Origin of the sequence: Achromobacter sp. 77, from assembly GCF_020541125.1 — a bacterium.
Classification (GTDB): Bacteria; Pseudomonadota; Gammaproteobacteria; order Burkholderiales; family Burkholderiaceae_B; genus Achromobacter; species Achromobacter mucicolens.
The window spans coordinates 5,524,955-5,550,210 of the sequence record NZ_CP059848.1; the positions used below are offsets into that span (position 1 = coordinate 5,524,955).

At 65.8% G+C, this 25,256-nt stretch carries 26 protein-coding genes and 1 pseudogene; 20 read left to right on the top strand and 7 right to left on the bottom strand.

Features of this window, described 5'->3' with window-relative positions:
* Positions 1-259: 259 nt before the first annotated feature.
* Positions 260-1,477 carry a formate-dependent phosphoribosylglycinamide formyltransferase gene (gene purT, locus H4P35_RS25475; RefSeq protein WP_226847474.1) on the bottom strand — a complete coding sequence of 406 codons (1,218 nt, stop codon included), beginning with the start codon at positions 1,475-1,477 and terminating at the stop codon, positions 260-262.
* A gap of 104 nt (positions 1,478-1,581) precedes the next feature.
* Here purT and H4P35_RS25480 point away from each other — a divergent pair, with 104 nt between their 5' ends.
* The 9 genes from H4P35_RS25480 to H4P35_RS25520 all read left to right on the top strand — a co-directional run bounded on the left by H4P35_RS25480 (position 1,582) and on the right by H4P35_RS25520 (position 9,050).
* Positions 1,582-2,571 carry an SIS domain-containing protein gene (locus H4P35_RS25480; RefSeq protein ID WP_062838940.1) on the top strand — a complete coding sequence of 330 codons (990 nt, stop codon included), beginning with the start codon at positions 1,582-1,584 and terminating at the stop codon, positions 2,569-2,571.
* Positions 2,568-3,176 (top strand): HAD family hydrolase, encoded by a 609-nt coding sequence (locus tag H4P35_RS25485; RefSeq protein ID WP_180097236.1) that lies wholly within the window; start codon positions 2,568-2,570, stop codon positions 3,174-3,176. Before H4P35_RS25480 ends, H4P35_RS25485 begins: the two co-directional genes overlap by 4 nt.
* Before the next feature lie 37 nt (positions 3,177-3,213).
* Positions 3,214-3,846 (top strand): LPS export ABC transporter periplasmic protein LptC, encoded by a 633-nt coding sequence (gene lptC / locus H4P35_RS25490; RefSeq protein WP_056319599.1) that lies wholly within the window; start codon positions 3,214-3,216, stop codon positions 3,844-3,846.
* Positions 3,843-4,466, top strand: coding sequence for a lipopolysaccharide transport periplasmic protein LptA (lptA, locus tag H4P35_RS25495; protein ID WP_056319596.1), 624 nt, complete (start codon positions 3,843-3,845; stop codon positions 4,464-4,466). Before lptC ends, lptA begins: the two co-directional genes overlap by 4 nt.
* Before the next feature lie 33 nt (positions 4,467-4,499).
* Positions 4,500-5,294 (top strand): LPS export ABC transporter ATP-binding protein, encoded by a 795-nt coding sequence (lptB, locus tag H4P35_RS25500; RefSeq protein WP_128829541.1) that lies wholly within the window; start codon positions 4,500-4,502, stop codon positions 5,292-5,294.
* A 217-nt stretch (positions 5,295-5,511) separates the two neighbouring features.
* The gene (gene hpf / locus H4P35_RS25505; RefSeq protein ID WP_056319592.1) at positions 5,512-5,850 is read left to right on the top strand and encodes a ribosome hibernation-promoting factor, HPF/YfiA family; all 339 of its coding nucleotides are present in this window, start codon (positions 5,512-5,514) and stop codon (positions 5,848-5,850) included.
* Between the two features lie 338 nt (positions 5,851-6,188).
* Complete coding sequence (locus tag H4P35_RS25510; RefSeq protein WP_056319588.1) at positions 6,189-6,644, top strand: PTS sugar transporter subunit IIA; 456 nt, start codon at positions 6,189-6,191, stop codon at positions 6,642-6,644.
* Between the two features lie 20 nt (positions 6,645-6,664).
* Positions 6,665-7,591: an HPr(Ser) kinase/phosphatase gene (gene hprK, locus H4P35_RS25515; RefSeq protein WP_006216298.1), complete on the top strand. Its 927-nt coding sequence runs from the start codon at positions 6,665-6,667 to the stop codon at positions 7,589-7,591.
* Positions 7,592-7,616: 25 nt separating this feature from the next.
* Positions 7,617-9,050, top strand: a complete 1,434-nt coding sequence (locus H4P35_RS25520) for a PLP-dependent aminotransferase family protein (RefSeq protein ID WP_226847476.1) — start codon at positions 7,617-7,619, stop codon at positions 9,048-9,050.
* On the opposite strand, the gene H4P35_RS25525 is transcribed toward H4P35_RS25520, so the two are convergent.
* Both H4P35_RS25525 and H4P35_RS25530 read right to left on the bottom strand, forming a co-directional pair.
* The gene (locus H4P35_RS25525; protein ID WP_226847478.1) at positions 9,047-10,330 is read right to left on the bottom strand and encodes a cytochrome c; all 1,284 of its coding nucleotides are present in this window, start codon (positions 10,328-10,330) and stop codon (positions 9,047-9,049) included. The two genes, H4P35_RS25520 and H4P35_RS25525, sit on opposite strands and share 4 nt — an antisense overlap.
* A gap of 12 nt (positions 10,331-10,342) precedes the next feature.
* The gene (locus tag H4P35_RS25530) at positions 10,343-11,101 is read right to left on the bottom strand and encodes a c-type cytochrome (protein ID WP_081100876.1); all 759 of its coding nucleotides are present in this window, start codon (positions 11,099-11,101) and stop codon (positions 10,343-10,345) included.
* 193 nt (positions 11,102-11,294) lie between these two features.
* Here H4P35_RS25530 and rapZ point away from each other — a divergent pair, with 193 nt between their 5' ends.
* Positions 11,295-12,167: an RNase adapter RapZ gene (rapZ, locus tag H4P35_RS25535; RefSeq protein ID WP_056319767.1), complete on the top strand. Its 873-nt coding sequence runs from the start codon at positions 11,295-11,297 to the stop codon at positions 12,165-12,167.
* Complete coding sequence (locus tag H4P35_RS25540) at positions 12,164-13,123, top strand: septal ring lytic transglycosylase RlpA family protein (protein WP_226847482.1); 960 nt, start codon at positions 12,164-12,166, stop codon at positions 13,121-13,123. The genes rapZ and H4P35_RS25540 overlap by 4 nt, the downstream gene beginning before the upstream one ends.
* Positions 13,124-13,193: 70 nt before the next feature.
* Here the strand turns inward: H4P35_RS25540 and H4P35_RS25545 are convergent, their stop codons facing one another.
* Positions 13,194-13,778, bottom strand: a complete 585-nt coding sequence (locus tag H4P35_RS25545) for a methylated-DNA--[protein]-cysteine S-methyltransferase (protein WP_152382891.1) — start codon at positions 13,776-13,778, stop codon at positions 13,194-13,196.
* A 3-nt stretch (positions 13,779-13,781) separates the two neighbouring features.
* Entirely contained in the window at positions 13,782-14,717 is a 936-nt protein-coding gene (gene rsmI / locus H4P35_RS25550; protein WP_226847484.1) for a 16S rRNA (cytidine(1402)-2'-O)-methyltransferase, read from the bottom strand.
* A gap of 64 nt (positions 14,718-14,781) precedes the next feature.
* On the opposite strand from rsmI, the gene H4P35_RS25555 reads away from it, so the two are divergent.
* From H4P35_RS25555 to H4P35_RS25570, 4 genes are all read left to right on the top strand, one after another.
* Positions 14,782-15,261, top strand: a complete 480-nt coding sequence (locus H4P35_RS25555) for a YraN family protein (protein ID WP_180097228.1) — start codon at positions 14,782-14,784, stop codon at positions 15,259-15,261.
* An 86-nt stretch (positions 15,262-15,347) separates the two neighbouring features.
* Entirely contained in the window at positions 15,348-15,941 is a 594-nt protein-coding gene (locus H4P35_RS25560; protein WP_056319572.1) for a phosphoheptose isomerase, read from the top strand.
* Positions 15,938-16,684, top strand: a complete 747-nt coding sequence (locus H4P35_RS25565; protein ID WP_226847486.1) for a BON domain-containing protein — start codon at positions 15,938-15,940, stop codon at positions 16,682-16,684. The genes H4P35_RS25560 and H4P35_RS25565 overlap by 4 nt, the downstream gene beginning before the upstream one ends.
* A complete protein-coding gene (locus H4P35_RS25570) occupies positions 16,681-17,175 on the top strand; it encodes a peroxiredoxin (RefSeq protein WP_056319566.1) in 495 nt (164 codons plus the stop codon). The genes H4P35_RS25565 and H4P35_RS25570 overlap by 4 nt, the downstream gene beginning before the upstream one ends.
* 121 nt (positions 17,176-17,296) lie before the next feature.
* Here H4P35_RS25570 and H4P35_RS25575 read toward each other — a convergent pair whose 3' ends face one another.
* Positions 17,297-18,085, bottom strand: a complete 789-nt coding sequence (locus H4P35_RS25575; RefSeq protein ID WP_056319563.1) for a MetQ/NlpA family ABC transporter substrate-binding protein — start codon at positions 18,083-18,085, stop codon at positions 17,297-17,299.
* Positions 18,086-18,360: 275 nt separating this feature from the next.
* Between H4P35_RS25575 and argB the strand changes: the two genes are divergently transcribed.
* The 5 genes from argB (at position 18,361) to H4P35_RS25600 (ending at position 23,538) form a co-directional block, all read left to right on the top strand.
* Complete coding sequence (gene argB / locus H4P35_RS25580) at positions 18,361-19,263, top strand: acetylglutamate kinase (protein ID WP_013396740.1); 903 nt, start codon at positions 18,361-18,363, stop codon at positions 19,261-19,263.
* Positions 19,264-19,306: 43 nt separating this feature from the next.
* Positions 19,307-20,053, top strand: a complete 747-nt coding sequence (locus H4P35_RS25585) for a pyrimidine 5'-nucleotidase (protein ID WP_062839048.1) — start codon at positions 19,307-19,309, stop codon at positions 20,051-20,053.
* A gap of 53 nt (positions 20,054-20,106) precedes the next feature.
* Positions 20,107-20,682, top strand: coding sequence for a nucleoid occlusion factor SlmA (slmA, locus tag H4P35_RS25590; protein WP_056319559.1), 576 nt, complete (start codon positions 20,107-20,109; stop codon positions 20,680-20,682).
* Between the two features lie 303 nt (positions 20,683-20,985).
* Positions 20,986-22,479: a DASS family sodium-coupled anion symporter gene (locus H4P35_RS25595; RefSeq protein ID WP_152382895.1), complete on the top strand. Its 1,494-nt coding sequence runs from the start codon at positions 20,986-20,988 to the stop codon at positions 22,477-22,479.
* 9 nt (positions 22,480-22,488) lie between these two features.
* Positions 22,489-23,538, top strand: a complete 1,050-nt coding sequence (locus H4P35_RS25600; RefSeq protein ID WP_056319551.1) for an Ldh family oxidoreductase — start codon at positions 22,489-22,491, stop codon at positions 23,536-23,538.
* A gap of 469 nt (positions 23,539-24,007) precedes the next feature.
* On the opposite strand, the pseudogene H4P35_RS25605 reads toward H4P35_RS25600, so the two are convergent.
* Positions 24,008-24,982: pseudogene (locus H4P35_RS25605) on the bottom strand (IS110 family transposase).
* Between the last annotated feature and the right edge of the window lie 274 nt (positions 24,983-25,256).

A 25,256-nucleotide genomic window follows, 5' to 3' on the forward strand; every position in this document is an offset into this window, starting at 1 on the left:
TTTCAGAAATTTCTGAAATTATCGAACAAACGATGAGAAAGCGCAAACCACACTGCGCTCAGGGGCGAAGACGCAACCGGGCGCCATTCAGGGCGCGGGCAGGCCAAATTAGCCGCCGAACGTGACAGCCATACAACACAAATCGGGGAATAGCGCCAAGCAAAAACGCCACCGGCCGGTTGGCGGGTGGCGTTGATGGGAGGGAAAAAGCGGGGTAACGGCGGGCGCTACCCGGTCCGGGACAGGCCAGGGCGGACGATCAGTCGGCCTTGACGGTCACGGCGGCCGACACGCGCTTGGCCTTGGCGCGGGCGGCGGCAACGTCTTCCGCCACGGCCAGACCCACGCCCATGCGGCGCTTGACGAAGGATTCGGGCTTGCCGAAGAGGCGAATGTCCGTGCCGGGCTCGGCCAGCGCCTCGGCCACACCATGGAACGTCACCGCCCGGGCTTCCACGCCGCCATAAATGACGCTGCTGGCGCCCGGCTGGCGCAGGCTGGGGTCGACCGGCAGCCCCAGCAGCGCGCGCGCGTGCAGTTCGAACTCGTTCTGCACCTGGGTAATCATGGTGACCATGCCGGTGTCGTGCGGACGCGGGCTGACCTCGGAGAACCAGACCTGGTCGCCCGCCACGAAAAGCTCGACGCCGAAAATGCCCAGTCCGCCCAGCTCGGACGTGACGGCCAGCGCGATGTCGCGCGCACGCTGGAGCGCCGCCGGAGACATGGGGTGCGGTTGCCAGCTTTCGACGTAGTCACCGTCGACCTGCTTGTGGCCGATGGGTTCGCAGTAGCGGGTCTCGACCTGGCCGTCGGCCCCGCGGGCCCGTACGGTCAGAAGCGTGATTTCGTAATCGAAGCGGATGAACCCCTCGACGATGGCGCGGCCGCCCCCGACCCGTCCCCCTTCCTGGGCGTAGCGCCACGCGGAGGCCACGTCGTCGGCGCTCTTGATGACCGACTGGCCCTTGCCCGACGAGGACATGACCGGCTTGATGACGCAGGGATAGCCGATGCCGCCATCGATGGCCTGGCGCAGCTCGTCCTCGGTGTCGACAAAACGGTAGGGCGAGGTGGGCAGTCCCAGCGTCTCGGCCGCGAGGCGCCGGATGCCTTCGCGATTCATGGTGAGCTGTGCCGCGCGGGCCGTCGGGGTGACCCGCGCCACGCCGGCCGCTTCCAGTTCCACCAGCAAGCTGGTGGCAATGGCCTCGATTTCGGGGACAATAACGTCCGGTTGCTCCGCTTCGATGACCTGCCGCAAGGCCTGCGGGTCAGTCATCGACACCACATGCGCCCGGTGCGCCACCTGATGGCCCGGGGCGTCGGCATACCGATCCACCGCAATGACTTCGACGCCCAGGCGCTGCAGGGCGATGATGACCTCTTTGCCCAGTTCACCGGAACCCAGCAGCATGACGCGGGTGGCCAAGGGGGACAGTGGCGTGCCAAGGACGGGACTGGAAATGCTGGACATGGAGCGGGCCTGGAAGGAAAGTTTGAAAGCCGTTGAAAGACTCGCCAGCATGCCATACGCCCCTGCGCGGGGCAAACTAGCATACTGCGATTAAAATCCGCCCCATGAACGACCATCCCACCTCTTCGTCCGGCACCGCGCTGGCATCTGCGCGCAGAACGCTTCAGATTGAAAGCCAAGGGCTGCAAGACCTGTCCGCCCGGCTGGACGACAGCTTCACGCGTGTCGTTGACCTGCTGCTCGCCTGCCGCGGCCGGGTGGTCGTCAGCGGCATCGGAAAAACGGGACACATCGCCCGCAAGATCGCCGCGACGCTGGCCTCCACCGGCACGCCCGCCTTCTTCGTGCACGCAGCCGAGGCCGTCCACGGCGATCTGGGCATGATCACCCGCGACGACGTCCTCATCGCGATCTCCTATTCCGGCTCAGGCTCGGAATTGCTGACCATCCTGCCCGTCGTGCGCCGCATGGGCGCGGGGCTGGTTGCCATCACCGGCAACCCGCAATCCGAACTGGCCCGGCAGGCCGACATCCACCTGGATGCCAGCGTGGCCCAGGAAGCCTGCCCGATGAACCTGGCGCCCACCGCCAGCACGACCGCCGCCCTGGCGCTGGGCGACGCCCTGGCCGTCGCCTGCCTGGAGGCCCGCGGTTTCGGGCCGCAGGACTTTGCCCGCTCGCACCCGGGCGGCGCGCTGGGCCGCCGCCTGCTTACCCACGTGCGCGACGTCATGCGCCAGGGAGACGCCCTGCCCATCGTCATGGCGGGCACCCCGGTATCGCAGGCGCTGGAGGTCATGTCGGCCAAGGGCATGGGCATGACCGTCGTCACCGACGCGCAGCACCGCCCGCAGGGCATCTTCACCGACGGCGACCTGCGCCGTCTCATCGCGCGGCACGGCGATATCCGCAGCCTGACCGTCGAGGCGGGCATGACGCGCTCGCCGCGCAGCATCAATCCCGAGGCGCTGGCGGTCGAGGCCGCCCGGCAGATGGACGAACAACGGCTCAATCACATGCTGGTGTTGGACAATGACGGCGCGCTGGTCGGCGCATTGCACATGCACGATCTGATGGCCGCTAAAGTGGTATGACTATGAACCTTTCTGCTTCCCTGAATCACCCGGCCGAAGCGCTGGTGCTTGCCCGTATCCCCGCCATCGTGCGCGAACGCGCCGCGGCCGTGCGCCTGATGGTTTTCGACGTGGACGGCGTGCTGACCGACGGCAGCCTCTATTACGGCGAAGGCGGTGAACTGCAAAAGCGCTTCCACGCGCTGGACGGCCACGGGCTGCGGCTGCTGATGGAAGGCGGCCTGAAAGTGGCGCTGATCACCGGACGTTCCGGCCCCATCGTCGCCCGCCGCGCCGCGGAACTGGGCATCGCCGAAGTCATCCAGGGCGTGCGCGACAAGGGCAGCGCCTTGACCGAACTTGCGCAGCGCTGCGGTGTCCAACTGAATCAAACCGGCTACATGGGCGATGACATCATCGACCTGCCGGCCTTGCAGCGCGCCGGCTTTGCGGCCAGCGTGCCCAACGCTCCCGGCTACGTCAGCCAGGCGGCCCACTGGGTTTCCACCCTGCCCGGCGGAAGCGGGGCCGTACGCGAATGCTGCGATCTCCTCTTGGCCTCGCAAGGCCGCCTGGGCGCGTTCCTGGCATCGCCGGGCCTGCTCGGCCCCGGAGCCATCCAGTGATCGCCCCGTTAACGAATACGCCCTCGCGGCGCACCCGATGAAAGAACGTTTTCCCTCACTGATCGCGCTGTTCCTGCTGCTGGTGCTGGTCACCAGCTCGTGGTGGGCGGCCGATTACGCGCAGCGCGCCATCCAGGTGGACCCGCCGCGCCGCGTCACCCACGAAATGGACGCATGGTCGCGCGAATTCGTGATGCTGCGCACCGATCCCACGGGCAAGCCCATCAATCGCCTGGAAGGCGACTACATGGAGCACTTTCCCGACGACGATTCGTATCACGTCACCGCGCCGCGCGCGGTGGGCCAGCGCGAGACCAACCCGATCACGGTCGCGGTTTCAAAGACGGCCGTGATGGAACAGGGCGGCAAGCGGATCGTCATGCAGGGCGACGCCCATGTGCTGCGCCAGCCCGATGCCGAAAACGACATGCTGGACGTGCGCAGCCAGCAACTCATCATCCTGCCCGATGACGACGTGGTCTTCACCGACCTGCCCGCCACGGTCCTGAAGGGCCGTTCGCGCATGCAGGGCACGGGCATGCACTACAACAACAAGACTCGCCAATTGCAGGTGTCGGCGTCGACCGACGTGGAAATTGCCGGTTCGGAAGGCAGGCAGCAGCGCCGCACCGAAATTCCTGCCAACAACTCTAACCAGAAAAAACCATGACCGACCTTCGGACCCTCTTCGCCCCGACGACCCGCCTGATGGGCGCCGTGCTGTTGACGGCTTGCGCGTTTGCGCCGGCCCATGCCGCGGACCCGAAGGCGGCAACGCCCGCTGAGGAGCCCAGCACGCTGATTCTGTCGGACACGCTGCACTACGACGACGTGAAGAAACAAAGCGTGTTCACCGGCAACGTCAACATGACGCGCGGCCTGATGACGCTGACGTCCGACACGCTGCAGATGAACGAGGACGCGCAGGGCAACCAATACGGCACGGCCACCGCCAACAAGGGCAAGGTCGTCACCATCCGCCAGGAACGCCCCGAGAACTTCGAACTCATCGAAGGCAAGGGCCTGCGCGCCGAATACGACGGCACCAACAGCACGTTCGACCTGATCGGCCAGGCCATCGTGACCCGCTACGTCTGTGGGAAACCGTTCGATACCATTCGCGGCGAACGGGTACGCTACAACGAGAAGTCCGGCACGTACGAAGCGCAAGGCGGCCCGAATTCCGCCGCGGCCGGTGGGCGCGTGCGTTCCTTGGCCGAACCGCGCGCCAAGCTGGACGCCGCCGTCGCCGAATGCCGCAAGCAGCAGGCAGCCAAGAAAGGGCGCTGAAGCGCTTCCCATGCAACACCAATCGCAGCCACGATGAACCAACCTTCAGTGCCGACCCCCGTGACCTCCGCCCCTTCGGGCGTCAAGCAGGGCAGCCTGCGCGCAACCGGACTGCGCAAGACCTACAACGGCCGCACCGTGGTGCAGGATGTGTCCCTGTCCGTGGTCAGCGGCGAAGTCGTGGGCCTGCTGGGCCCCAACGGCGCCGGCAAGACCACCAGCTTCTACATGATCGTCGGCCTGGTGCCCGCGGACGCGGGCCGCATCGAAATCGACGGCGCCGTCATCACGGCGATGCCCATCCACAAGCGCGCGCGCATGGGCCTGTCGTACCTGCCGCAGGACGCTTCCGTGTTCCGCCGCCTGACGGTCGAACAGAACATCCGCGCCGTGCTGGAATTGCAGGTGGGTCCGGACGGCCGTCCGTTGTCGACGCCCAAGATCAACGAGCAGATGGAGTCGCTGCTCGAAGAACTGCAGATCGGCCACATCCGCAGCAACGCCGCAATTTCACTCTCGGGCGGCGAACGCCGCCGCGTCGAAATTGCGCGCGCGCTGGCGACCAGCCCGCGTTTCATCCTGCTGGACGAACCGTTTGCCGGCGTGGACCCGATCGCGGTCATCGAGATCCAGCGCATCGTGCGCTTCCTGAAGGGCCGCGGCATCGGCGTGCTGATCACCGACCATAACGTGCGCGAAACCCTGGGCATCTGCGACCGCGCCTACATCATCAGCGAAGGCAAGGTGCTGACCGACGGCCACCCCGAGGAAATCGTGGGCGACCCCGCCGTTCGCCGCGTGTACCTGGGCGAACACTTCCGGATGTAACCCCATGCTGAAAGACACCGTAACGCCTGGGAAAGAAGGGCCATACGCCCTAGGGGTTCAGCCATAAAATTGCCATGAACTTGCGGTAGGTCAGCTTGTTTTATCGGCCCGAGTCTATACACTAGTACTAAACGAACCTGCTTATTGAAGGAGAACGCCTAACGACTTCACCGCGCCTTTTGCGCACCTTTTTCCTCTTTTAGAAGGAGAGCACACTATGAACCTGAGCATCTGCGGTCGTCACCTCGACGTCACCCCGGCCATCCGGGAATATGTCATGAACAAACTGGCGCGAGTGCTGCGGCATTTCGATCACGTCATCGATACCCAGGTCATGCTCTCAGTAGAGCCCCTGCGGCATAGAGCCGAAATCACCATGCGACTGAGCGGCAAGGACATTCATTGTGAAGCAACCGATGAAAACCTCTATGCAGCCATCGACCTTCTTGCTGACAAAGTCGACCGTCAGGTCATCAAGCACAAGGACAAGGTAAGAAGTCATTCAGCAGAGTCCGTGAAGCGGCAAGCGGCGACCCTCTCGCCACCCCAGCAGTAACGCGCTTCATGACCGCTCACCTGAGCGACTAGCCGTACAGGGATCCCAGGATCCTGCCTAAGTCCCGGTGTCCCGCTAGACCTTGTGTCCAGCCGGGGCATCGGCAAAGTCCCCTCCCCCCTCGTGTTTCATCCCGCTGGCGCCCGCCGGCCGATTGGCGTTTTACTTGGCTTTTGCCGGACGTGCGCCGCGCCGTGATGATCGCCACCCCCCAGAATGCCCACAACGCGCCGCGATCAGACTATGCTGTCGCTCTTGTGCCCCGATCGCTTCCGGTCGTCCGAAACGTCCGGGGCGGTTGATTGTTGCAGTGCGTCATATAACCCTATAATGCCCTGATGAATCATTTGTCGCGCATCCTCCCCGCCGGCAACGTCGTGCTCGATATGCTCGCCACGAGCAAGAAACGTGCGTTCGAACAGGCCGGTCTGCTTTTTGAAAACAACAACGGCTTGGCACGCGCGCTCGTGTTCGACAGCCTTTTTGCCCGTGAGCGTCTGGGGTCAACCGCCCTCGGCCAGGGCGTGGCCGTGCCGCACGGCCGCGTGAAAGGTCTGGAACAAGCGCTGGCGGCATTCATCCGCCTTGCCCAGCCCATCACGTTCGACGCGCCCGACGGACAACCCGTGTCGATGCTGCTGTGCCTGCTGGTGCCTGAAACGGCTACGCAGCAGCACCTGGACATCCTGGCCGAACTCGCCCAGCTCATGTCCAACAAGGCATTGCGCGAGGCGCTGGCCACCGAGCCCGACCCGGCCATCGTGCACAGAATGCTCACGACCGGCCAACTCTGATCCCACGCGGAATCGCTGCCATGCTCACGGTGCAGGAACTCGTCGACGACAACGCCGACAAAATCCCTTTTAACTGGATCTCGGGCCAAGGCGCGGCGGACCGCGCGATTCCCGATGACGGCATGGCGGCCGCCGACCTGGTCGGCCACTTGAACCTGATCCACCCATCTCGCATCCAGGTGTTTGGCCAGGAAGAGCTGGCGTATTACACGCGCTTCGACCTGCGCCGCCGCATGCACCACATGGACGAGCTGCTGATCGGCGGCGTCCCTGCGATTCTGCTGGCCGATGGCCTGACGCCGCCGCAAGACCTCGTCGACCAATGCGACCAGCACCAGGTACCGCTGCTGTCCACGCCGGTCGCGGCCGCGCAACTGATCGACCTCTTGCGCATCTATCTGGGCAAGAAGCTGGCGCCCACCACCACGGTGCACGGCGTGTTCCTGGACGTGCTGGGACTGGGCGTGCTGATCACGGGCGAATCGGGTCTGGGCAAGAGCGAACTGGCGCTGGAACTGATCTCGCGCGGCCACGGCCTCGTGGCCGACGACGCAGTCGAGTTCTCGCGCACCGCGCCCAACATGATCGAAGGCCACTGTCCGCAATTGCTGCAGAACCTGCTGGAAGTCCGCGGCCTGGGCCTGCTCGACATCCGCACCATCTTTGGCGAAACCTCGGTGCGCCGCAAGATGCGGCTCAAGCTCATCGTGCACCTGGTGCGCGCCACCGCGCAGGACAAGTTCGAACGCCTGCCGCTGCAAGACATCACGCAGGACATGCTGGGTCTGCCCGTGCGCAAGGTGATGCTGCAGGTGGCCGCGGGCCGCAACCTGGCCGTGCTGGTCGAGGCGGCCGTGCGCAACACCATCCTGAAATTGCGCGGCATCGACACGCTGGGCGAATTCATGGAACGCCAGGCCATGGCGATCCTCCAAAGCAGCAAATGAGCCCGCGTCGTCGCCCTGCGGCATCGTGAGCCTCTACGAGACCCTGGCCGACGAGATCGCCACGTCGATCGCAAGCGGCGTGCTGCGCGCCGGCGACAAGCTGCCCTCCGTGCGCGACGCGTGTGCCGCGCGCGGCGTCAGCCCCTCGACGGTTTTCCAGGCCTACTACCTGCTTGAAGCACGCGGTCTCATCCGCGCGCAGCCGCGCTCGGGCTACTACGTCAACGCCCCCGCCGAATCGCTGCCGCCCGAACCCGGCGCCTCATGCCCCGACGGTGAATCGACCGAACTGGCGATCAGCGAACGAATCTTCGACATCCTGGGCTCGGTGCGCAATCGCGATGTCACCCCGCTGGGCTCGGCCTTCCCCTCGCCGCTGCTCTTTCCGCTGCCGCGCCTGGCGCAGGCGATGGCCACGCATCTGAAGCGCCAGGACCCGCGCGACACCGTTGAGGACCTGGCGCCCGGCAATCCGCGCCTGCGCCGGCAGATCGCGCTGCGCTACCTGATCGGCGGCATCAACCTGCCCGCCACCGACATCGTCGTCACGAATGGCGCGCTCGAAGCCCTGAATCTCTGCCTGCAGGCGGTCACGCAGCCGGGCGATACCGTCATGGTGGAAGCGCCGACGTTCTACGGCGCCTTGCAGGCGCTGGAACGCCTTGGGCTGAAAGCGCTGGAAGTGCCCACGCATCCGCGCACCGGCATCGACCTGGACGCGATGCAGGCGGCCATCCTGCGCCACGCGCCGCGCGCCTGCTGGCTGATGACGCAATTCCAGAATCCGCTGGGCTGCCTGATGCCCGACGACAACAAGCGCCGGCTCGTCGAACTGCTTGCCCGGCACGACATTCCGCTGATCGAAGACGACGTCTACGGCGAGCTTTACTTCGGCGCGACGCGGCCCGTTCCCGCCAAGGCCTACGACACGCGCGGGCTGGTGCTGCACTGCTCGTCGTTTTCGAAATGCCTTGCGCCCGGCTATCGCATTGGCTGGGCCAGCGCCGGGCGCTACGCCCAGCAGGTGCAACGGCTGAAACTGTCATCGACGCTGTCGGCGTCTGGCCCGGCGCAGGGCGCGATTGCCGAATACCTGGAACAGGGGGGTTACGACCGCCATCTGCGCCGGCTGCGGCAGACCTTGCAGGCGCAGCAGGAGCGCATGGCCGACGCCATCGCACAGGCTTTTCCCGCGGGCACGCGCGTGACGCGGCCGCAGGGCGGATTCTTTCTTTGGCTGGAACTGCCGGCCGCCGTGGATGCGCTGTCGCTGCACCGCCAGGCGCTGGCGCGCGGCATCAGCGTGGCGCCCGGCCCTATCTTCTCTGCCAGCGGCCAATTTGGCAGCGCGCTACGCCTGAACTACGGGCACCCGTGGGACGCAAGCACCGAAGCGGCGATCCGCACGCTGGGCGACCTGGCGCACGAGGCCTGCCGCGCGGCCACCGCCGGGCGCTAGTTCAACGTCGACGACGCCCGTGCGCGCTTGACCTCCAGGCCGCTCACCGCGCCTGCTTCGTTCCCCCAACTGTTGCGGATGTAGGTCACCAGCATCGAGATGTCGTTGTCGTTGAGCACCTGGCCGAACGGCGGCATGCCGTGCGGACGCGGGTTTGCGGCCGTGGCCGGGGCGTAGCCGCCGTCGAGCACCATGCGAATGGCGTTCACGGGCGATGGCGCGGTCACCGTGGGATTGCCGGCCAGCGCGGGCCATGCCGTGCCGCTGCCTTTGCCGTCGGCCTGGTGGCATTGCGCGCATTGCTGGCGGTAGAGCTTGCCGCCCAGCTCCATGGCTGCGGGCGCGGGGACGGCGGCACGCGCATCGGTCGCGGGCGGCGTGGCGGGCAACGACTTCAAATACGTGCCGATGGCAAGGGCGTCGTCGTCGGTCAGATGCTGGGTGCTGCCCAGCACGACTTCGGCCATCGGCCCGCTGACGGTCGAATGCGCCGAAATGCCGGTCTTGAGCAGCGCGGCGATGTCCTGCGCGGACCAGCGCCCCATGCCGGTCTGCATGTCGTTGGTGAGCGGCGGCGCGTACCAATCCAGCACTGGAATCACGCCCCCCGCCAGCGCGTCGCGGGTGCGCGTGGCGCCCAGGCTGTTGCGCGGCGTATGGCAGGCCGCGCAATGCCCCAGCCCCTCGACCAGATACCGGCCGCGATTCCATTGGACCGACTGACCGGGATCGGGCGCTTGCACGCCAGGCTTGAAGTACAGCGCGCGCCACGCCGCCAGCAGCGCGCGTCGGTCGTACGGGAAATTCATGTCGGGCGGACGGTTCGCCTGCCTGACGGGCGACACGCTGCGCAGATAGGCAAAGAGCGCGTCGGCGTCGCTGCGGTTGACCCGCGTGTACTCGGTGTACGGGAACGCCGGATACAGCAAGGTGCCGTCCTTCGATTTCCCGTTGTGCAACGCCTGCCAGAAGTCGTCGGCCGTCCATGCGCCGATGCCGGTCTCCGGATCGGGCGTGATGTTCGGCCCGTAGACCGTGCCGAACGGCGTGGGAATGGGCGTGCCGCCTGCAAACGTCTTGCCGCCCTGGCTGGTGTGGCACGCCATGCAGTTGCCGGCCAGCGCCAGATAGCGGCCGCGTTCGATCAGCGCCGCGCCCTCGGCTGCCGCGGCAGTGGGCCCGGTGCTGGCATCGTCACGCGTGCCCAGCCAATACAACCCGCCGACGGCCGCCACGGCCACCAGCAACAGGACACCCAGCACTCTTTTCATCAGCGTCATTCGCGGCCCCGTTCAGCGTTGCGCCTGGCTGCCGCATTCCGCGGGCAGCCGGACCGAATTCGCGGCATCAGGCACGTAGGGCTCGACGACAGGCTGCGACGACAGCCAGGCCGCCAGTGCGCCGATGTCGGCAGGCGTGAGTTTGTGGGAGATGTCGGCCATGCAGTCCGGCGCGGCGGCGCGGCGCAGGCCGTTCTTCCAGCTGCCGATCTGCGCGCCGATGTAATCGCGGGGCAGCCCCAGCAGGCCGGGAATCGCGGGCAGCATGCCCGAGAGCGCCGCGCCGTGACAGGACGCACAGGCCGGCAGGCCTCGCGCCGCGTCGCCATCGCGGGCGAGCTTGCGGCCAGCCTCGAGCGTGGCCGCGGACACGTCCGCGCGCACGGGCGCCGGATACGGCACATGCTGGTCGGCAAAATACGCGGCCATTTCGCGCAGGTAGTCGTCGGGCAGTCCCGCCAGCAGGTGCGTCATGGGCCGGTACTGCCGCCGTCCGTCGCGAAAATTAAGCAGCTGGTGGTAGAGATAGTCTTGCGGCTTGCCGGCCAGCCGCGGGTAGTAGCCATCGGCCCCCGCCCTGCCCTGCGCGCCATGACAAGCCGTACAGGCCGCCACGCGCGCCGCCATGGTGTCGGGCTGCAAGACCGGCGGGTCGGGCTGCTGCGCCAGCGCGGGCGCGGACATAAACACAACAGCCGCCGCGGCCAAGGCCCTTGGGATCGTCCAAAACCGCAGCAGTGAAACACTACAAGAGGAAATGAGGGCTAACATCTAGGTCGAATTCCAAACCCCGAATCGAGACGGCGGGGCGCGTAAAGTGGAACTGCGATGGAACTGCGGAGTTTGCGGCCCCTAGCTTACGTCAGGGCAAGCAGCAGGGAACAGAAGCAGTTCCTGAGTTTATGGCCATATCAGATGCTATCCCGCCGGCATCGTCCTGGAAAAGCGTGCCACAATCATGTCCATGTTGAAAGTCGTCCTCGTCACCGGCATTTCCGGCTCCGGCAAATCCGTCGCGCTGCGCATGCTCGAGGACGCAAGCTATACCTGCGTTGACAATCTTCCCGTCCGCTTCCTGACCGAGTTCATTGCCCAGGCGCGCGATGACGGCATGGAGCGCGTGGCGGTCGCCATCGACGTGCGCTCGCCGGGCGAGCTTGCCGAACTGCCCGATGTGGTCACCGCGTTGCGCGCCATGGGCACCAGCCTGCGGGTCGTATTCCTGGATGCCAACACGGCCACGCTGGTGCAGCGTTATTCCGAATCGCGCCGCCGCCATCCGCTGACCGACCGCCTACAGCGCGGCGGCACCGCGCCGTCGCTGACCGAGTGCATCGCCCTGGAAAGAGAACTGCTGGCGCCGCTGCGCGAGCAGGAACACGTCATCGACACCTCGGACCTGACGCCCGGCCAGCTTCGCGCCTGGATCCGCGACCTGATCAAGGCAGACCGCGCGCCGCTGGTGCTGACGTTCGAATCCTTCGCGTACAAGCGCGGCGTGCCCGGAGACGCGGACCTGGTGTTCGACGTGCGCTGCCTGCCCAATCCCCATTACGACCGCAATCTGCGCCCGCTGACGGGCCGCGACGAGCCCGTGGCCACGTGGCTCGCGGGATACGAGCAGGTGGGTCTGATGATCGACGACATCGCGGGCTTCCTGAAGCGCTGGCTGCCGCTGTACACGCAGGACACCCGCAACTACCTGACCGTGGCCATCGGCTGTACCGGCGGCCAGCACCGCTCGGTCTACGTGGTGGAACAGCTGGCGCTGCGCTTTGCCGATCACGACCCGCTCCTGGTGCGCCACCGCACGCAACTGCCCGACGAAACCGCATGACGCTTTCCCGCCCCCTACATCTCATTTCCGTGCTGCTGCTGGCGATCGCCGTGGCAGGCTGCTCGACCAGCGGCGGACGCAAGAAGGGTGGTTACTACAAGGACGACGGGCCGGATGCCAATCCGCCGTCGAACCTGGATCAGATTCCAGACGCCGTGCCCAAGCTGGAACCCTTCGCCAGCGGCGCGAACCGGCCCTACGTCGTGTTCGGTCAGCGCTACGTGCCGGACACGAGCGGACAGCCCTACAAAAAGCGCGGCATCGCGTCGTGGTACGGCAAGAAGTTCCATGGCAACTCCACGTCGATCGGCGAGACCTACGACATGTATGCCATGACGGCCGCGCACACGACGCTGCCGATTCCCAGCTATGCGCGGGTGACCAGCCTGGTCAACGGCAAGACGATCATCGTGCGGGTGAACGACCGCGGGCCCTTCCACAGCGACCGCATCATGGACCTGTCGTACGTGGCCGCCTACAAGCTGGGCATCATTGGCCCGGGTAGCGGCCAGGTGGTCGTGGAAGCGATCCAGGCCGACGAGATCCGCCGGCTGGCCTCGCAAGGCGCGCCCGCGGCCCCCGCGCCGGAGCCGGAATCGGCCACAGGCTCGACGCCAGTGATGGCGCCCGTGGCCGCCACGCCCGTGGCGCTGACGCCTGAGCCCCTGGCGCCTGCCGCGCCCAGCCCAGCACCGATGCGCCCGGCGTCCGGTGTGGCCAGCGGCAGCGTCTACCTGCAGGTGGGCGCGTTCAGCCAGCCCGCCAATGCGCAGTCGCTGGTCAGCCGCATCAACACGCAACTGGGCGCCGAAGGCGCGCCAGCGGCGACGGTGGAACAGACCAACAATCTTTACCGGGTGCGAATCGGTCCGTATCCGGATCGCCAGAGCGCGCTCAATGCCGTGCCGCTCGTGTCGGACCGCATCGGCATCCTGCCGACCATCGCGTCGCAATAACGCATCGCGGTAATTGGCCAAGCCGGCGGCCAAATCAGCGGCCAAATAAGTGGCCGGGCGCCGGGCTTGTCTACCAGGACAGCTCTGCCTGCCCGTCGCAGACCCGGCGGGCGCGCGCGCTGCGGCTGAGATAGCGATTGCCCTCGTGGGCCAGCAGCGCCTGCTTGCGGGGCAACCCGCCGCCAAAACCCGTCAGCGACGTGTCCGCGCCGATCACGCGGTGGCACGGAATGATGATGCTGATGGGGTTGCGGCCCACGGCGCCGCCCACCGCCTGCGCGCCCTTGGGCCGGTCCACGGCGCGGGCCAGCTCGCCGTAGCTGGTGAGCACGCCGAATTCCAGCGCGCAAAGCGCATGCCAGACCTGATGCTGAAACGTCGTTCCCACGGGGTCGAGCGTCACGTCGAACACGCGCCGCTCGCCGGCGAACCACTCGTCCAGTTCGCGCCGCGCCTGTTCCAGGAAGGGGTCGTTGCCGGACAGCGTCCAGCCTTCCGGCGACGGCAGCAGCGCCTGATCGGTGAACCAGGCGCCGCGCAATCCCTTGGGACTGGCGACCAGGCGCATCTCGCCCAGCGGCGTCGGCATATCGCGATAGGTCAGCCGCTCGTTCGGGTCGGCCGGTTTATTAGACACGAGCGTCGAATACGCCATGGATTATTCCTGCGTCTTCTTGCGCGCCAGGGCGCGGTTGTACAGGATGTCGCGAGGCTGGCCGGTCACCTTGGCGGCGACGCGCGCGGCATCGCGCACGGACAGCGATTCCAGCAAGGCGTCCAGCAGAACGTCGTGGGCTGGGTCCGCGTCCTCGTCCGCGGCCGCTTCGGGCTCGGCATGGACGATCAGCACGAATTCGCCCTGCTCGCGGTGCGGATCCGCGGCCAGCCAGGCGGACGCCTCGCTCAGCCGGAAAGTGCCGATCTCTTCGAAACGCTTGGTCAGCTCGCGCGCCACGGTCAGTTCGCGGTCAGGGCCGCACACCTCGAGCAGGTCGGCAAAGGTGGCCGCCAGCCGGTGCGGCGACTCGAACATCACGACGGGCGCGGGCAATGCGCACCACTGGCGCAGCCAGCGCTGGCGGGCCACCGCCTTCGGTGGCGCAAAGCCCGCGAAGGCGTAGGCGGGGTTCTCGTCCGTGGTGACGCCACTGCCCATCAGCGCGGCGATCACGGCGCTGGGGCCGGGCACCGGCACCACGGCATAGCCGGCCGCGCGCACCGCCCGGACCACCCGCGCGCCGGGGTCGCTAACCGCGGGCGCGCCGGCGTCGGACACCAGCGCCACGCGCTGGCCTTGCGCCAGGCGCTCGCAGATGGCCTGCGCCGCGGCTGCCTCGTTGTGGCGGTGCGCCGCCATGAGCGGCGTGCCCACGCCCCAGGCATCGAGCAGCGTGCGGCTGGCGCGCGTATCTTCGGCAGCGATCACGTCAGCCCGCTGCAGGGCGTGCCAGGCACGCAGGCCCAGGTCGCCCAGATTGCCGATGGGCGTGGCCACGACATACAGCGTCGAGGCGGGCCAATGCTGGCCGGCCACGCGTTCCGACACGCGGGACCAGGCATCGCCGGCAACGGGAGGTGAGACGTTTTGATTCATTGCAGCCTGCTGACTCGGAAAACCATGTCAGTGTAGCCGCCTATGCCCGCTGCCTTTGGAATCCATGACGGACGACACCCTGCGCCTGGCCTGCGAACTTGCCCTGGCCGCCCGCCGCCGCGCCGCCAAACGCCGGCGGCGCACCGGACGCACGCCGGCCGACCGTCCGCCCCCCCGCCGCTCGCCCACGCAGCGGCGCGGCGATCATCATGAAGCGGCCGCGCTGCGCCTGCTGCTGGCGCACGGCCTGACGCTGCTGGCGCGCAACCTGGCCTGCCGCGCCGGTGAAATCGATCTGGCCATGCGCGACGGCAACACGCTCGTCTTCGTGGAGGTCCGGGCGCGCGCCAATCGCCGGTTCGGCGGGGCCGCCGCCAGCATCGGCCGGGAAAAGCAGGCGCGGCTGGCGCGGGCGGCGGCGCTGTGGCTGCCCGAACTGGCCCGCCGCCACTGGCAAGGCACGCCCCCGCCCGCCCGTTTCGACGCGGTGGTTTTCGACGACGGCGAGCCGGCCTGGCTGCGCGGCGCTTTCTGGCTGCCCTGATCCGGCTGGCGCAGTCCGGCGCCGGCCCTGGGCGATCGTTGCGCGAGGACAGAACCGCGGCCCGGCCCCGTGAGATAATCGCGCCCATGGATATGACCTCTCGTATGACGTCGCACTTTCGCGACGCCATGGCCGCTCACGAACAAAGCATGAACGTCCTGGCCGAACCGCTGGCCGTGGCCGTGGACGTGCTGTTCGGCGCCCTGGCGAACAACGGCAAGATTCTGGCTTGCGGCAATGGCGGCTCGGCCGCCGACGCGCAACATTTCATCGCCGAGCTGGTGGGCCGCTTCGAACGCGAACGCCTGCCGCTCGCGGGCATCGCGCTCAATACCGACACCTCCATCCTCACGGCGGTGGGCAACGACTACGGCTTTGACGAAGTCTTTGAACGGCAGGTCAACGCCTTCGGGCAGGCCGGCGACGTGCTCGTGGCCATTTCCACCAGCGGCAATTCGCCCAACGTGGTCCGCGCCATGGAAGCCGCCAGCGCACGCGAAATGCACGTCCTGGCCTTGACCGGCAAGGGCGGCGGCGTCATGGGGGAACTCATTACCCCGATGGACGTCCATCTATGTGTTCCCAGCGATCGCACCATGCGCATCCAGGAAGTCCATATTCTGCTGCTGCACGCGCTGTGCGACGGCATCGACGCTCTTCTGCTTGGAGACACCGAATGATTCTTGACGTCAGACCCGCAGCCCGCCCGCTGATGCTTGCCGCCGCGCTGTCCACCGCGGCGCTTTCGCTGACGGCCTGCGCGCCTTTGATCGTGGGCGGCGCCGCCGCCACCACGGCGGTGGTCGTCACCGACCGCCGCACGTCCGGCGTCCAGCTCGAAGACCAGAACATGGCGTTCAAGGCGCAGAACCTGATCTCCCAGAAGCTGGGCGATACCGCACGCGTCAATGCCATGGCATATGGCGGCCACCTTCTGCTGACCGGCGACGTGCCCTCCGAAGAAGCCAAGAACCAGGCCACCACCATTGCCCAGGGCGTGGAAAACGTGAAGCAGGTCATCAACCAGCTCAATGTCGGCCCCATCGCCTCGTTTGGCCAGCGCTCCAACGACACCTGGCTGACCTCCAAGGTCAAAACCGCCCTGCTCAACACCAAGTACGTGCCCTCCGGCACCATCGCCGTCACGACTGACCGCGGCGTCGTCTACCTGATGGGCAAGGTCACCCAGGCCGAAGGCGACTACGCCGCCAACGCCACCGCCGACGTCGGTGGCGTGACCAAGGTGGTCAAGCTCTTTGAAACCATCAGCCGCGAAGAGGCGATCCGCCTGTCGGGAAGCGGCTCCAAACCCGCCACCACCGAAAGCAAGGCGCCCATCGAAAGCGGCACCGGTCCTGCCACCGACAACACTGCCGGCACCGGCGGCACGAGCGGCGGCGTCGAAGCAATGCCCATCAAATGAAAAAAGCCATCGTAGCGCTCGCAGTTCTCGTCGCAGTCGGCATCGGCGCGTGGTTCGCCATGCGCCCGGCCCAGACCGCCCCCGACGTTACCTTCACCACCCTGGAAGGCAAGACGTTCTCGATGCAGGACCTGCGCGGCAAGGTCGTGCTGGTCAAATTCTGGGCGACCAGCTGCGTCACGTGCGTCAAGCAAATGCCCGACACCATCTCCGCCTACAACGAGTATGCGGACAAAGGGTATGAGGCCATTGCGGTCGCCATGAATTACGACCCGCCCAACTTCGTGCTGAACTTCGCCGAGACCCGCAAGCTGCCGTTCCCCGTTGCGCTGGACACCAAGGGCGACATCGCGCGCGCCTTCGGCGACATCCGCCTGACGCCCACGGCGTTCCTCATCGACAAAGAGGGACGCATCATCAAGCGCTATCTGGGCGAATACGACAAGGCCGAATTCCACGCCACGGTGGAAAAGGCCCTGGCCGCCGGCTGATCCGCCCAAGCAAGCAGCTCCCAAACAAAACGCCGCCCGCAAAATAACGGGCGGCGTTTTGTTTGGGGGCATGCCGATGGGAGGGAGCGGGCGGCTCACGCCCCCCCTCCCGCGCCGTGCATCAGAAGGCGGGAACCACCGCGCCCTTGTACTTTTCCTGGATGAAGGTCTTGACCTCCGGCGAGTGCAGCGCGTCGACCAGCTTCTTGATGCCCGGGGCGTCCTTGTTGTCGCTGCGGGTCACCAGCACGTTGGCGTAGGGCGAATCGGCGCCTTCGATGAACAGGGCGTCCTTGGTCGGCACGAGGCCGGCTTCCAGCGCGTAGTTGGTGTTGATCAGCGCCAGGTCCACGTCGTCCAGCGCACGCGGCAGCATGGCCGCTTCCAGTTCGCGGAACTTCAGCTTCTTGGGGTTCTCGACAACATCCGCGGCCGTAGCCAGGATGTTGGCCGGATCCTTGAGCTTGATGACGCCCTGCTTTTGCAGCAGCACCAGTGCGCGGCCGCCATTGGACGGATCATTGGGGATGGCGACCGTGGCGCCGTCCTTCAGGTCCGACAGGCTCTTGATCTTCTTGGAGTAACCGCCGAAGGGCTCGACGTGGACCAGCGCCACCGGCACGAGGGTCGCCTTGCGGTCCTTGTTGAAGCTGTCCAGGTACGGCTTGTGCTGGAAGAAGTTGGCGTCCAGCTGCTTGTCCGCCAGTTGCAGGTTGGGCTGCACGTAGTCGCTGAACACCTTGATGTCGAGCTCCACGCCTTCCTTGGCCAGCTTGGGCTTGACCACTTCAAGGATCTCGGCGTGCGGAACCTGCGTGGCGCCGACGACCACCTTCTCGGCATGGGCCGCATTGGCGGCAACCAGAAGGACCGACGCCGCCAGGGCGGAACGGACGAAGTTCAAACGCATGTCTTGCCTCTTTTATGTATGAAAAACGGGGATAGATGTCCCCGCAGGTTCGGGCGAGCCCCCTTTTGCGGGGCCAGCCGTTGTGAAAACGCCCCCAATTTACCTGAATGCCGGTTATTTGTCGGGCATAAGGACATGGCTTTCCAGCATAAGAAACCTGAGGGGACTACAATCCGTCGTATGCTTGCGCTAGCCGCGTTCCAACCGCGTTCTTGTGCAGGCATTTTTTTAACGCCCGCTAACTTACCTGTTATTTATTTGCCGACTTAGCTGCCATGACCGACACCCCCGACCCTGCTGCCGTTTCGTCTCCCGCCGTCAAAGCCGCCGTGCTGTCCGAGGCTCTGCCGTATATCCGACGATTTCACGGCAAGACCATCGTGGTCAAGTACGGCGGGAACGCCATGACGGAAGAGCGATTGCAGCGCAGCTTCGCGCACGATGTCGTGCTGCTCAAGCTGGTGGGTCTGAACCCGGTGGTGGTCCACGGCGGTGGTCCGCAGATCGATGACGCCCTGCGCCGCATTGGCAAGCAAGGCACCTTCATCCAGGGCATGCGCGTCACCGACGCCGAGACCATGGAAGTCGTGGAATGGGTGCTGGGCGGCCAGGTCCAGCAGGACATCGTCATGATGATCAACGAGGTCGGCGGCAAGGCCGTGGGCCTGACCGGCAAGGACGGCGGCCTGATCCAGGCCCAGAAGAAACTGATGGCCAACAAGGACAACCCGTCCGAGCCCATCGACATCGGCTTCGTGGGCGACATCACCATGGTCGAACCGGCCGTCGTGAAGGCCCTGCAGGACGACCAGTTCATTCCCGTCATCTCGCCCATCGGCTATGGCGAAGACGGCACGGCGTACAACATCAATGCCGACGTGGTCGCCGGCAAGATGGCCGAAGTGCTGGGCGCCGAGAAGCTGCTGATGCTGACCAACACCCCCGGGGTGCTGGACAAGGGCGGCAAGCTGCTGCGCAGCCTGTCCGCCCAGACCATCGACGAGCTCTTTGCCGACGGCACGATCTCCGGCGGCATGCTGCCCAAGATCTCGTCCGCGCTGGACGCAGCCAAGAACGGCGTGAACTCGGTGCACATCGTCGACGGCCGCGTGCCGCACTGCCTGCTTCTTGAAATCCTGACCGACCAGGGCGTCGGCACGATGATCAGCTCGCACTGATGCAGCCCGATTTCGCAGCACTGCGCGCCGTGAGCCTCTCATGATGCAAGCACGTCGCCAGCTGCTGCGGCCCGCGGTCCGCATGCGCCGGTCGCGCGGGATCGCCACGGGCGCGCCCGAGCGCCTGTGGCTCTTCGACCTGGACAACACGCTTCACGACACCTCGCACGCCATCTTCTCCAAGATCGATCACGGCATGACGATGGCGGTGGCCGAGGCGCTCAACGTGGACGTGGATGCCGCCAACCTGGTGCGGTCGCAGTATTGGAAACGCTATGGCGCCACCATGATCGGCATGGTGCGGCACCACGGCGTCAATGCGCATGACTTCCTGCATCGCAGCCATGACTTCGACGTCGCGCCGCTGATGCGGTCGGAAAAGGCGCTCGCCGACAAGCTGCGCCGCCTGCCCGGCCGCAAGGTGCTGCTTACCAACGCGCCGCTGCACTATGCGCGCTCCGTCCTGTCGCACCTGGGCATCCTGCGCCAGTTCGACAGCCTGTGGGCCATCGAGCACATGCGGCTGCATGGCCAATACCGTCCCAAGCCTTCCGCGGCACTGCTGCGCTACGTGCTGGCGCGCGAAGGCGTTCCCGCCCACCGCGCCGTGCTCGTGGAGGACACGCTCGCCAACCTGCGGGGCGCCCGCGTGGCGGGCTTAAAGACGGTCCACGTCTACCACCCCGGCACGCCCTTCGGCCGCGGACGCTCGCACCGTCCGGCCTACGTCGACTTGCGGGTAAACTGCGTCAGTGATTTGCTGTTACGCCGACGCCCCCTGCGGGCCTGACGGCGCGCTCCACTCCCCCTCCACCCGTCATCCTGCGCGAAGCAGTCCCTTCCATGGCGAGCAAACCCGGCGAGCGCAAGACCCAGATTCTGCAGACTCTGGCCGAAATGCTGGAGCAGCCGCACGCGTCCCGCATCACCACGGCCGCGCTGGCCGCGCGCCTTGAGGTTTCCGAAGCCGCCCTCTACCGGCACTTCGCCAGCAAGGCGCAGATGTTCGAGGGGCTGATCGAATTCATCGAAACCAGCATCTTCACGCTGGTGAACCAGATCGCCACCGCCGAGCCCTACGGCGTGCCCCAGGCGCACAAGACCGTCGCCATGCTGCTGACCTTCTCGGAACGCAACAAGGGCATGACGCGAGTGCTGACCGGCGACGCGCTGGTCACCGAAGACAACCGGCTGCAGGAACGCATCAACCACATCAACGATCGCATCGAGGCGTCGCTAAAACAGTCGCTGCGCATCGCGATCACCGATGGCGGCCTGCCGCAGGAAGCCAATGTCGCCGCGCACGCCAGCCTGCTGACGCATCTGGTGCTGGGCCGCTGGCTGCGCTACGCGCAGAGCGGATGGCGCGTCACCCCCACGCTGCATCTGGACGAACAACTGCGCCTGGCCTTGGGCTGAACCGCCTACATTAGCGTCATTTCACGGAACAATGCGCGCGGCCCTTGCGGGGCAAAACGCATCCATCGTGACCCGATTGGTTCGTGTAAATGCAACACTCACTTGCTTGCCCCACGCAGGGGGCGACGAGCATAATGCCCGGGACAAGTTTTCCACAAGCGCTGTTCTCCGCTTGCTTGATGTTCATCAATACGGGTTTTCCTCAATGCCGTCACGATCATCCTGTAGCGTCGACACACCGATTTGATTGACCCCGTGCTCGCGGGCGGTGTTTCGTCAGTTTGACCTCAACCGGAGAAGGATATGGCCGCGGAAACCGCAGTCCCCGCCTCGCAAGCCCCCAAAAAAGCCAAAATACCAATCGGGCTCATCGCCGGCATCCTCGTGATGATCGGCGTTTTAATGATGCCCCTGCCCGCTGACCTGCCCGTTGCAGGACACCGCATGCTGGCTATCCTGGCGTTTGCCGTGGTCGTCTGGATCACTGAAGCCGTCTCCTACGAAGCCAGCGCCATCATGATCACGACGCTGATGGCCTTCCTGCTGGGCACCGCACCCACCATCAAGGATCCCAACGTTCTGTACGGCACGTCGGCCGCCATCAGCATGGCGCTCACCGGCTTCGCAAATTCGGCGCTGGCGCTGGTCACCGGCGCCTTGTTCATTGCCGCCGCCATGACCTTCACGGGGCTGGACCGCCGCATCGCGCTGGTCACGTTGTCCAAAGTGGGCACCAGCACGCGCCGCATCCTCATCGGATGTATCGCCGTGACGATCGTGCTGAGCCTGGTCGTGCCCAGCGCCACCGCGCGCAGCGCCGCCGTGGTTCCCATCATGATGGGCGTGATCGCGGCCTTCGGCGTGGACAAGCGCTCGAACATCGCCGCCGGCATCATGATCATCGTGGCCCAGGCCACCAGCATCTGGAACGTCGGCATCCAGACCGCCGCAGCGCAGAACCTGCTGACGGTCGGCTTCATGGAAAAGATGCTGGGCGAACGCGTGGCCTGGTCGGACTGGCTGATTGCCGGCGCCCCCTGGTCGCTCATCATGTCCGCCGTGCTGATCGTCATCGTGCTCAAGCTGCTGCCGCCTGAAAGCAACAGCATTGCCGGCGGCAAGGAAGCCGTCGAAAAGTCGCTGCTCGACCTCGGTCCCATGACCGGCGCACAAAAGCGCCTGATGGCTGTGTCCATCATGTTGCTGCTGTTCTGGTCGACCGAAGGCAAGCTGCACAAATTCGACACCACCTCGACCACCTACTTCGGCCTCGTGCTGCTGATGTTGCCGCGCTTTGGCGTGATGACATGGAAAGACGTGCAATCGCGCATCCCATGGGGCACGGTGATCGTGTTCGGCGTCGGCATCAGCTTGGGCACGGCGCTTTTGACGACGCAGGCCGGCCAATGGCTGGGCAACCAGGTGGTGCATCACACCGGCCTGGACCACCTTGGCCCGCTCGCCATCTTCGCCATCCTGGCCGCCTTCCTGATCGTGATCCACCTGGGCTTTGCCAGCGCCACGGCACTGACCTCGGCCATGCTGCCCATCCTGATCTCGGTGCTGGCAACGCTGCCGGGCGACTTCAGCCGCCTGGGCATGACGATGCTGCTGGGCTTCGTGGTCAGCTACGGTTTCATCCTGCCCATCAACGCACCGCAGAACATGGTGTGCCTGGGTACCGAAACCTTCAACGCCAAGCAGTTCGCCAAGGTCGGGATCATTGTGACCATCGTCGGCTACCTGCTGATGCTGCTGATGGGCATGACGTACTGGCGCTGGCTGGGCTGGCTGTAAGGAATCTTCATGAAGATCACGATTGCCCAAGCCAACGAATACGGCCGCCGGGTGCTGATGGCACAGGGCGTGCCCGAGGACATCGCCCGCGACGTGGCCGAACACCTGGTGGAATCCGACCGTGTCGGCTACACCAGCCACGGCCTGTCCATCCTGACCAACTACCGCCGCGTGTTGTCCGAGGGCCTGGCCCAACCCGACGGCCGGCCAGAACTCCTCAACGACCGCGGCGCCATGCTGGCCTACGACGGCCACCACGGACTGGGCCAGTACGTGGGCAAGGTCGTCATCGAAAAGGCGATCGAGCGCACACAGGAACACGGCCAGTGCATCCTGACCCTGCGCCACAGCCATCACCTTGGCCGCATGGGCCATTTTGGCGAAATGGTGGCGGCCAAGGGCCTGATCCTGCTGGCCTTCACCAACGTCATCAACCGCTCGCCCACCGTCGCCCCGTTCGGCGGCGCTCAGGCGTGCCTGACCACGAACCCGCTGTGCTTTGCCGGTCCCCTGCCCGGCGGCCGTCCGCCGTTCATCGTGGACATGGCCACCAGCTCGATCGCGGTGAACAAGGCGCGCGTGCTGGCGGCGAAGGGCGAACAGGCGCCGCCGGGGTCGCTGATCGATGCCGACGGCAACCCAACGACGGACCCGGGCGCGCTCTTCACCGACCCGCCCGGCGCACTGCTGCCATTCGGCGGCCACAAGGGTTACGCGCTGGGACTGGTGGCCGAACTGCTCGCCGGCGTGCTGTCCGGCGGCGGCACCATCCAACCGGAACATCCGCGCATCGGCGTGGCGACGAACAACATGTTCGCGCTGCTGCTGGATCCGCAGGTGGACTTCAATACGGATTGGCGGTCGATGGAAGTCGGCGCCTTCATCGACTACCTGCATGCGTGCAAGCCGCAACCCGGCGTGGAAGCGGTGCAGTATCCGGGGGAGTACGAGGCTCGCAATCGGGCGGTCAATGCGGATTCGGTGGAGTTTGACAGCCGGATTTGGGACGGGTTGACGAAGTTGGCCGTGGAGCTTGGGGTGCCTGAAGCGTTGCCTTGAGGAAGGTTTTGACACGGCGGCGTTGAAGCGGGGTCGGTGTTAGCGATGGCAGTTTCAATGGCGAAACGTTGAGGCTGGCATTCAGGCGGGTTCTTTTGACGCACGTCGTAGCGGGGGCTGGGGTGCGCGGGGCTACGATTGCGGTCCGGAGCCTTCGCTCCGGACTGCCCCTTCGTCAACCTCGTACGCCTTCGGCTCCCTTCGGTTTCCCTCGGGCGCATCTACACGCCCCGCGCACCCCAGCCCCCGCTACGACGTGCTCCAGTCGCTTCAGCTTTGCCGGCGGCGGGGCGAGTTGGGTTCTTTAGGTTCTTGCCCACGATGGGGGGAGAGAGAAAGATCTTGCGGTGCCCGCCCCCGGGCGGCCGCGCGGGCGGCCTTCGGGGGCTTACGCGGCGTCTTGCGTCGTGGTGATGACGCTTCGCGTGTAGCTGCGACGGCTCAAGATACCGTCTTGACCGTCAAGCGTTCAGGCGTAGTCGGGCCGATACGGTGTCCGAGTTTTAAGCACGCCGAAGCATAGATGCACCAGCTTTCTCATGGCCGCGCCTAGCGCGGCCATTTTGCTCTTTCCAGCTGCTAAGAGTCGCTCATAAAGCGCACCAACGTGTGGGTTGAAGCGCTTGCTGACGATAGCGGCCATGTAGAGGGTGGCACGTACCGTGCTGGGACCCGTTTTAGATAGCCGCGGCCGGCTGTTCAGACTGGTGCCGGACTGGCGTTGCACCGGCACCACCCCCAGCTAGGAGGCCAAGCCCTCGGCTGACTCGATGGGCCGGTTATGCATGATCGACAGGATCGAGTTCCCCGCTCGATCCCCGATGCCGGGGATGCTGGTCAGCAGTTCCCGATCCTCCTTCAGGTCCGGGTGGCGGTCGATGTGGTCATTGATCGCATGATCCAGGCGTTTGATCTCTTCACGCAGGAACGCGATCGTTTTGGCGATGGATCCCTCGACCAGCACGGGTGGATCACTGAACTGCGTCTTCTCCTGGCGATTGAGTTCGCGCTGCAGATCCTTGGCCAGCGCGTCGCGCCGAGCCAACAAGGCCCGTAGTTGACGGGCATGCAGCGGTGCGGGGCGCCACAGCCCAGGCTTGAGCGCCTGACCGTAGCGGGCCAGCACGTAGCTATCGATCCCATCAGTTTTGGAGCGCACCGCCAGCGCACCGGCGAAGTCGCGCACCTGGGCAGGGTTGACCAACGAGACACTGACTGAAGCGTCATGCAGGGCCGTGGCGGCCTGCTCGTGATATTGCCCTGTGGGCTCGAGCACGGCATTCAACTGCCCCGGCTCGGCTCCCTGCTTGGCGCACCAGTGCAGCAGCGTCTGCACGCCCGCTATCGAGTTGGGTACGACCTTGGTCTTGCGTTTGTTGGCATCGCTGCCAAGCAGCGCGCAATCCAGCTTCGCCTTAGAAACGTCAATTCCGAGAAAAAACATAAACCTAAGCTCCCTTGCCAATACCAAAGAAGCCCGCTGCGCCCACTTGCCTTGTACATACAGGGTCCAATGCCCTAGGCTACCGTCCAGTGTCCAGCCGGCTCAGAGGTGCGGAACCGAGGCGTAATCTGAACCACAAAGTCCAGGCTCTAGGTGTCTGAACACGCTCATCGGTCCGCTTGTAGCGATAGCTAATCACTACAGTGGCCAAGATACAAGGTGTCTGACACCCTGGTGAGATTTCCGTCATACCAAGTGCTTCTCCCTAGGGTGT

Bases quoted from the DNA above. Each gene is read 5' to 3' on its own strand.
- purT (WP_226847474.1), bottom strand. From the start codon at position 1,477: ATGTCCAGCATTTCCAGTCCCGTCCTTGGCACGCCACTGTCCCCCTTG.
- H4P35_RS25480 (WP_062838940.1), top strand. From the start codon at position 1,582: ATGAACGACCATCCCACCTCTTCGTCCGGCACCGCGCTGGCATCTGCG.
- H4P35_RS25485 (WP_180097236.1), top strand. From the start codon at position 2,568: ATGACTATGAACCTTTCTGCTTCCCTGAATCACCCGGCCGAAGCGCTG.
- lptC (WP_056319599.1), top strand. From the start codon at position 3,214: ATGAAAGAACGTTTTCCCTCACTGATCGCGCTGTTCCTGCTGCTGGTG.
- lptA (WP_056319596.1), top strand. From the start codon at position 3,843: ATGACCGACCTTCGGACCCTCTTCGCCCCGACGACCCGCCTGATGGGC.
- lptB (WP_128829541.1), top strand. From the start codon at position 4,500: ATGAACCAACCTTCAGTGCCGACCCCCGTGACCTCCGCCCCTTCGGGC.
- hpf (WP_056319592.1), top strand. From the start codon at position 5,512: ATGAACCTGAGCATCTGCGGTCGTCACCTCGACGTCACCCCGGCCATC.
- H4P35_RS25510 (WP_056319588.1), top strand. From the start codon at position 6,189: ATGAATCATTTGTCGCGCATCCTCCCCGCCGGCAACGTCGTGCTCGAT.
- hprK (WP_006216298.1), top strand. From the start codon at position 6,665: ATGCTCACGGTGCAGGAACTCGTCGACGACAACGCCGACAAAATCCCT.
- H4P35_RS25525 (WP_226847478.1), bottom strand. From the start codon at position 10,330: ATGACGCTGATGAAAAGAGTGCTGGGTGTCCTGTTGCTGGTGGCCGTG.
- H4P35_RS25530 (WP_081100876.1), bottom strand. From the start codon at position 11,101: ATGTTAGCCCTCATTTCCTCTTGTAGTGTTTCACTGCTGCGGTTTTGG.
- rapZ (WP_056319767.1), top strand. From the start codon at position 11,295: ATGTTGAAAGTCGTCCTCGTCACCGGCATTTCCGGCTCCGGCAAATCC.
- H4P35_RS25540 (WP_226847482.1), top strand. From the start codon at position 12,164: ATGACGCTTTCCCGCCCCCTACATCTCATTTCCGTGCTGCTGCTGGCG.
- H4P35_RS25545 (WP_152382891.1), bottom strand. From the start codon at position 13,778: ATGGCGTATTCGACGCTCGTGTCTAATAAACCGGCCGACCCGAACGAG.
- rsmI (WP_226847484.1), bottom strand. From the start codon at position 14,717: ATGAATCAAAACGTCTCACCTCCCGTTGCCGGCGATGCCTGGTCCCGC.
- H4P35_RS25555 (WP_180097228.1), top strand. From the start codon at position 14,782: ATGACGGACGACACCCTGCGCCTGGCCTGCGAACTTGCCCTGGCCGCC.
- H4P35_RS25560 (WP_056319572.1), top strand. From the start codon at position 15,348: ATGGATATGACCTCTCGTATGACGTCGCACTTTCGCGACGCCATGGCC.
- H4P35_RS25565 (WP_226847486.1), top strand. From the start codon at position 15,938: ATGATTCTTGACGTCAGACCCGCAGCCCGCCCGCTGATGCTTGCCGCC.
- H4P35_RS25570 (WP_056319566.1), top strand. From the start codon at position 16,681: ATGAAAAAAGCCATCGTAGCGCTCGCAGTTCTCGTCGCAGTCGGCATC.
- H4P35_RS25575 (WP_056319563.1), bottom strand. From the start codon at position 18,085: ATGCGTTTGAACTTCGTCCGTTCCGCCCTGGCGGCGTCGGTCCTTCTG.
- argB (WP_013396740.1), top strand. From the start codon at position 18,361: ATGACCGACACCCCCGACCCTGCTGCCGTTTCGTCTCCCGCCGTCAAA.
- H4P35_RS25585 (WP_062839048.1), top strand. From the start codon at position 19,307: ATGCAAGCACGTCGCCAGCTGCTGCGGCCCGCGGTCCGCATGCGCCGG.
- slmA (WP_056319559.1), top strand. From the start codon at position 20,107: ATGGCGAGCAAACCCGGCGAGCGCAAGACCCAGATTCTGCAGACTCTG.
- H4P35_RS25595 (WP_152382895.1), top strand. From the start codon at position 20,986: ATGGCCGCGGAAACCGCAGTCCCCGCCTCGCAAGCCCCCAAAAAAGCC.
- H4P35_RS25600 (WP_056319551.1), top strand. From the start codon at position 22,489: ATGAAGATCACGATTGCCCAAGCCAACGAATACGGCCGCCGGGTGCTG.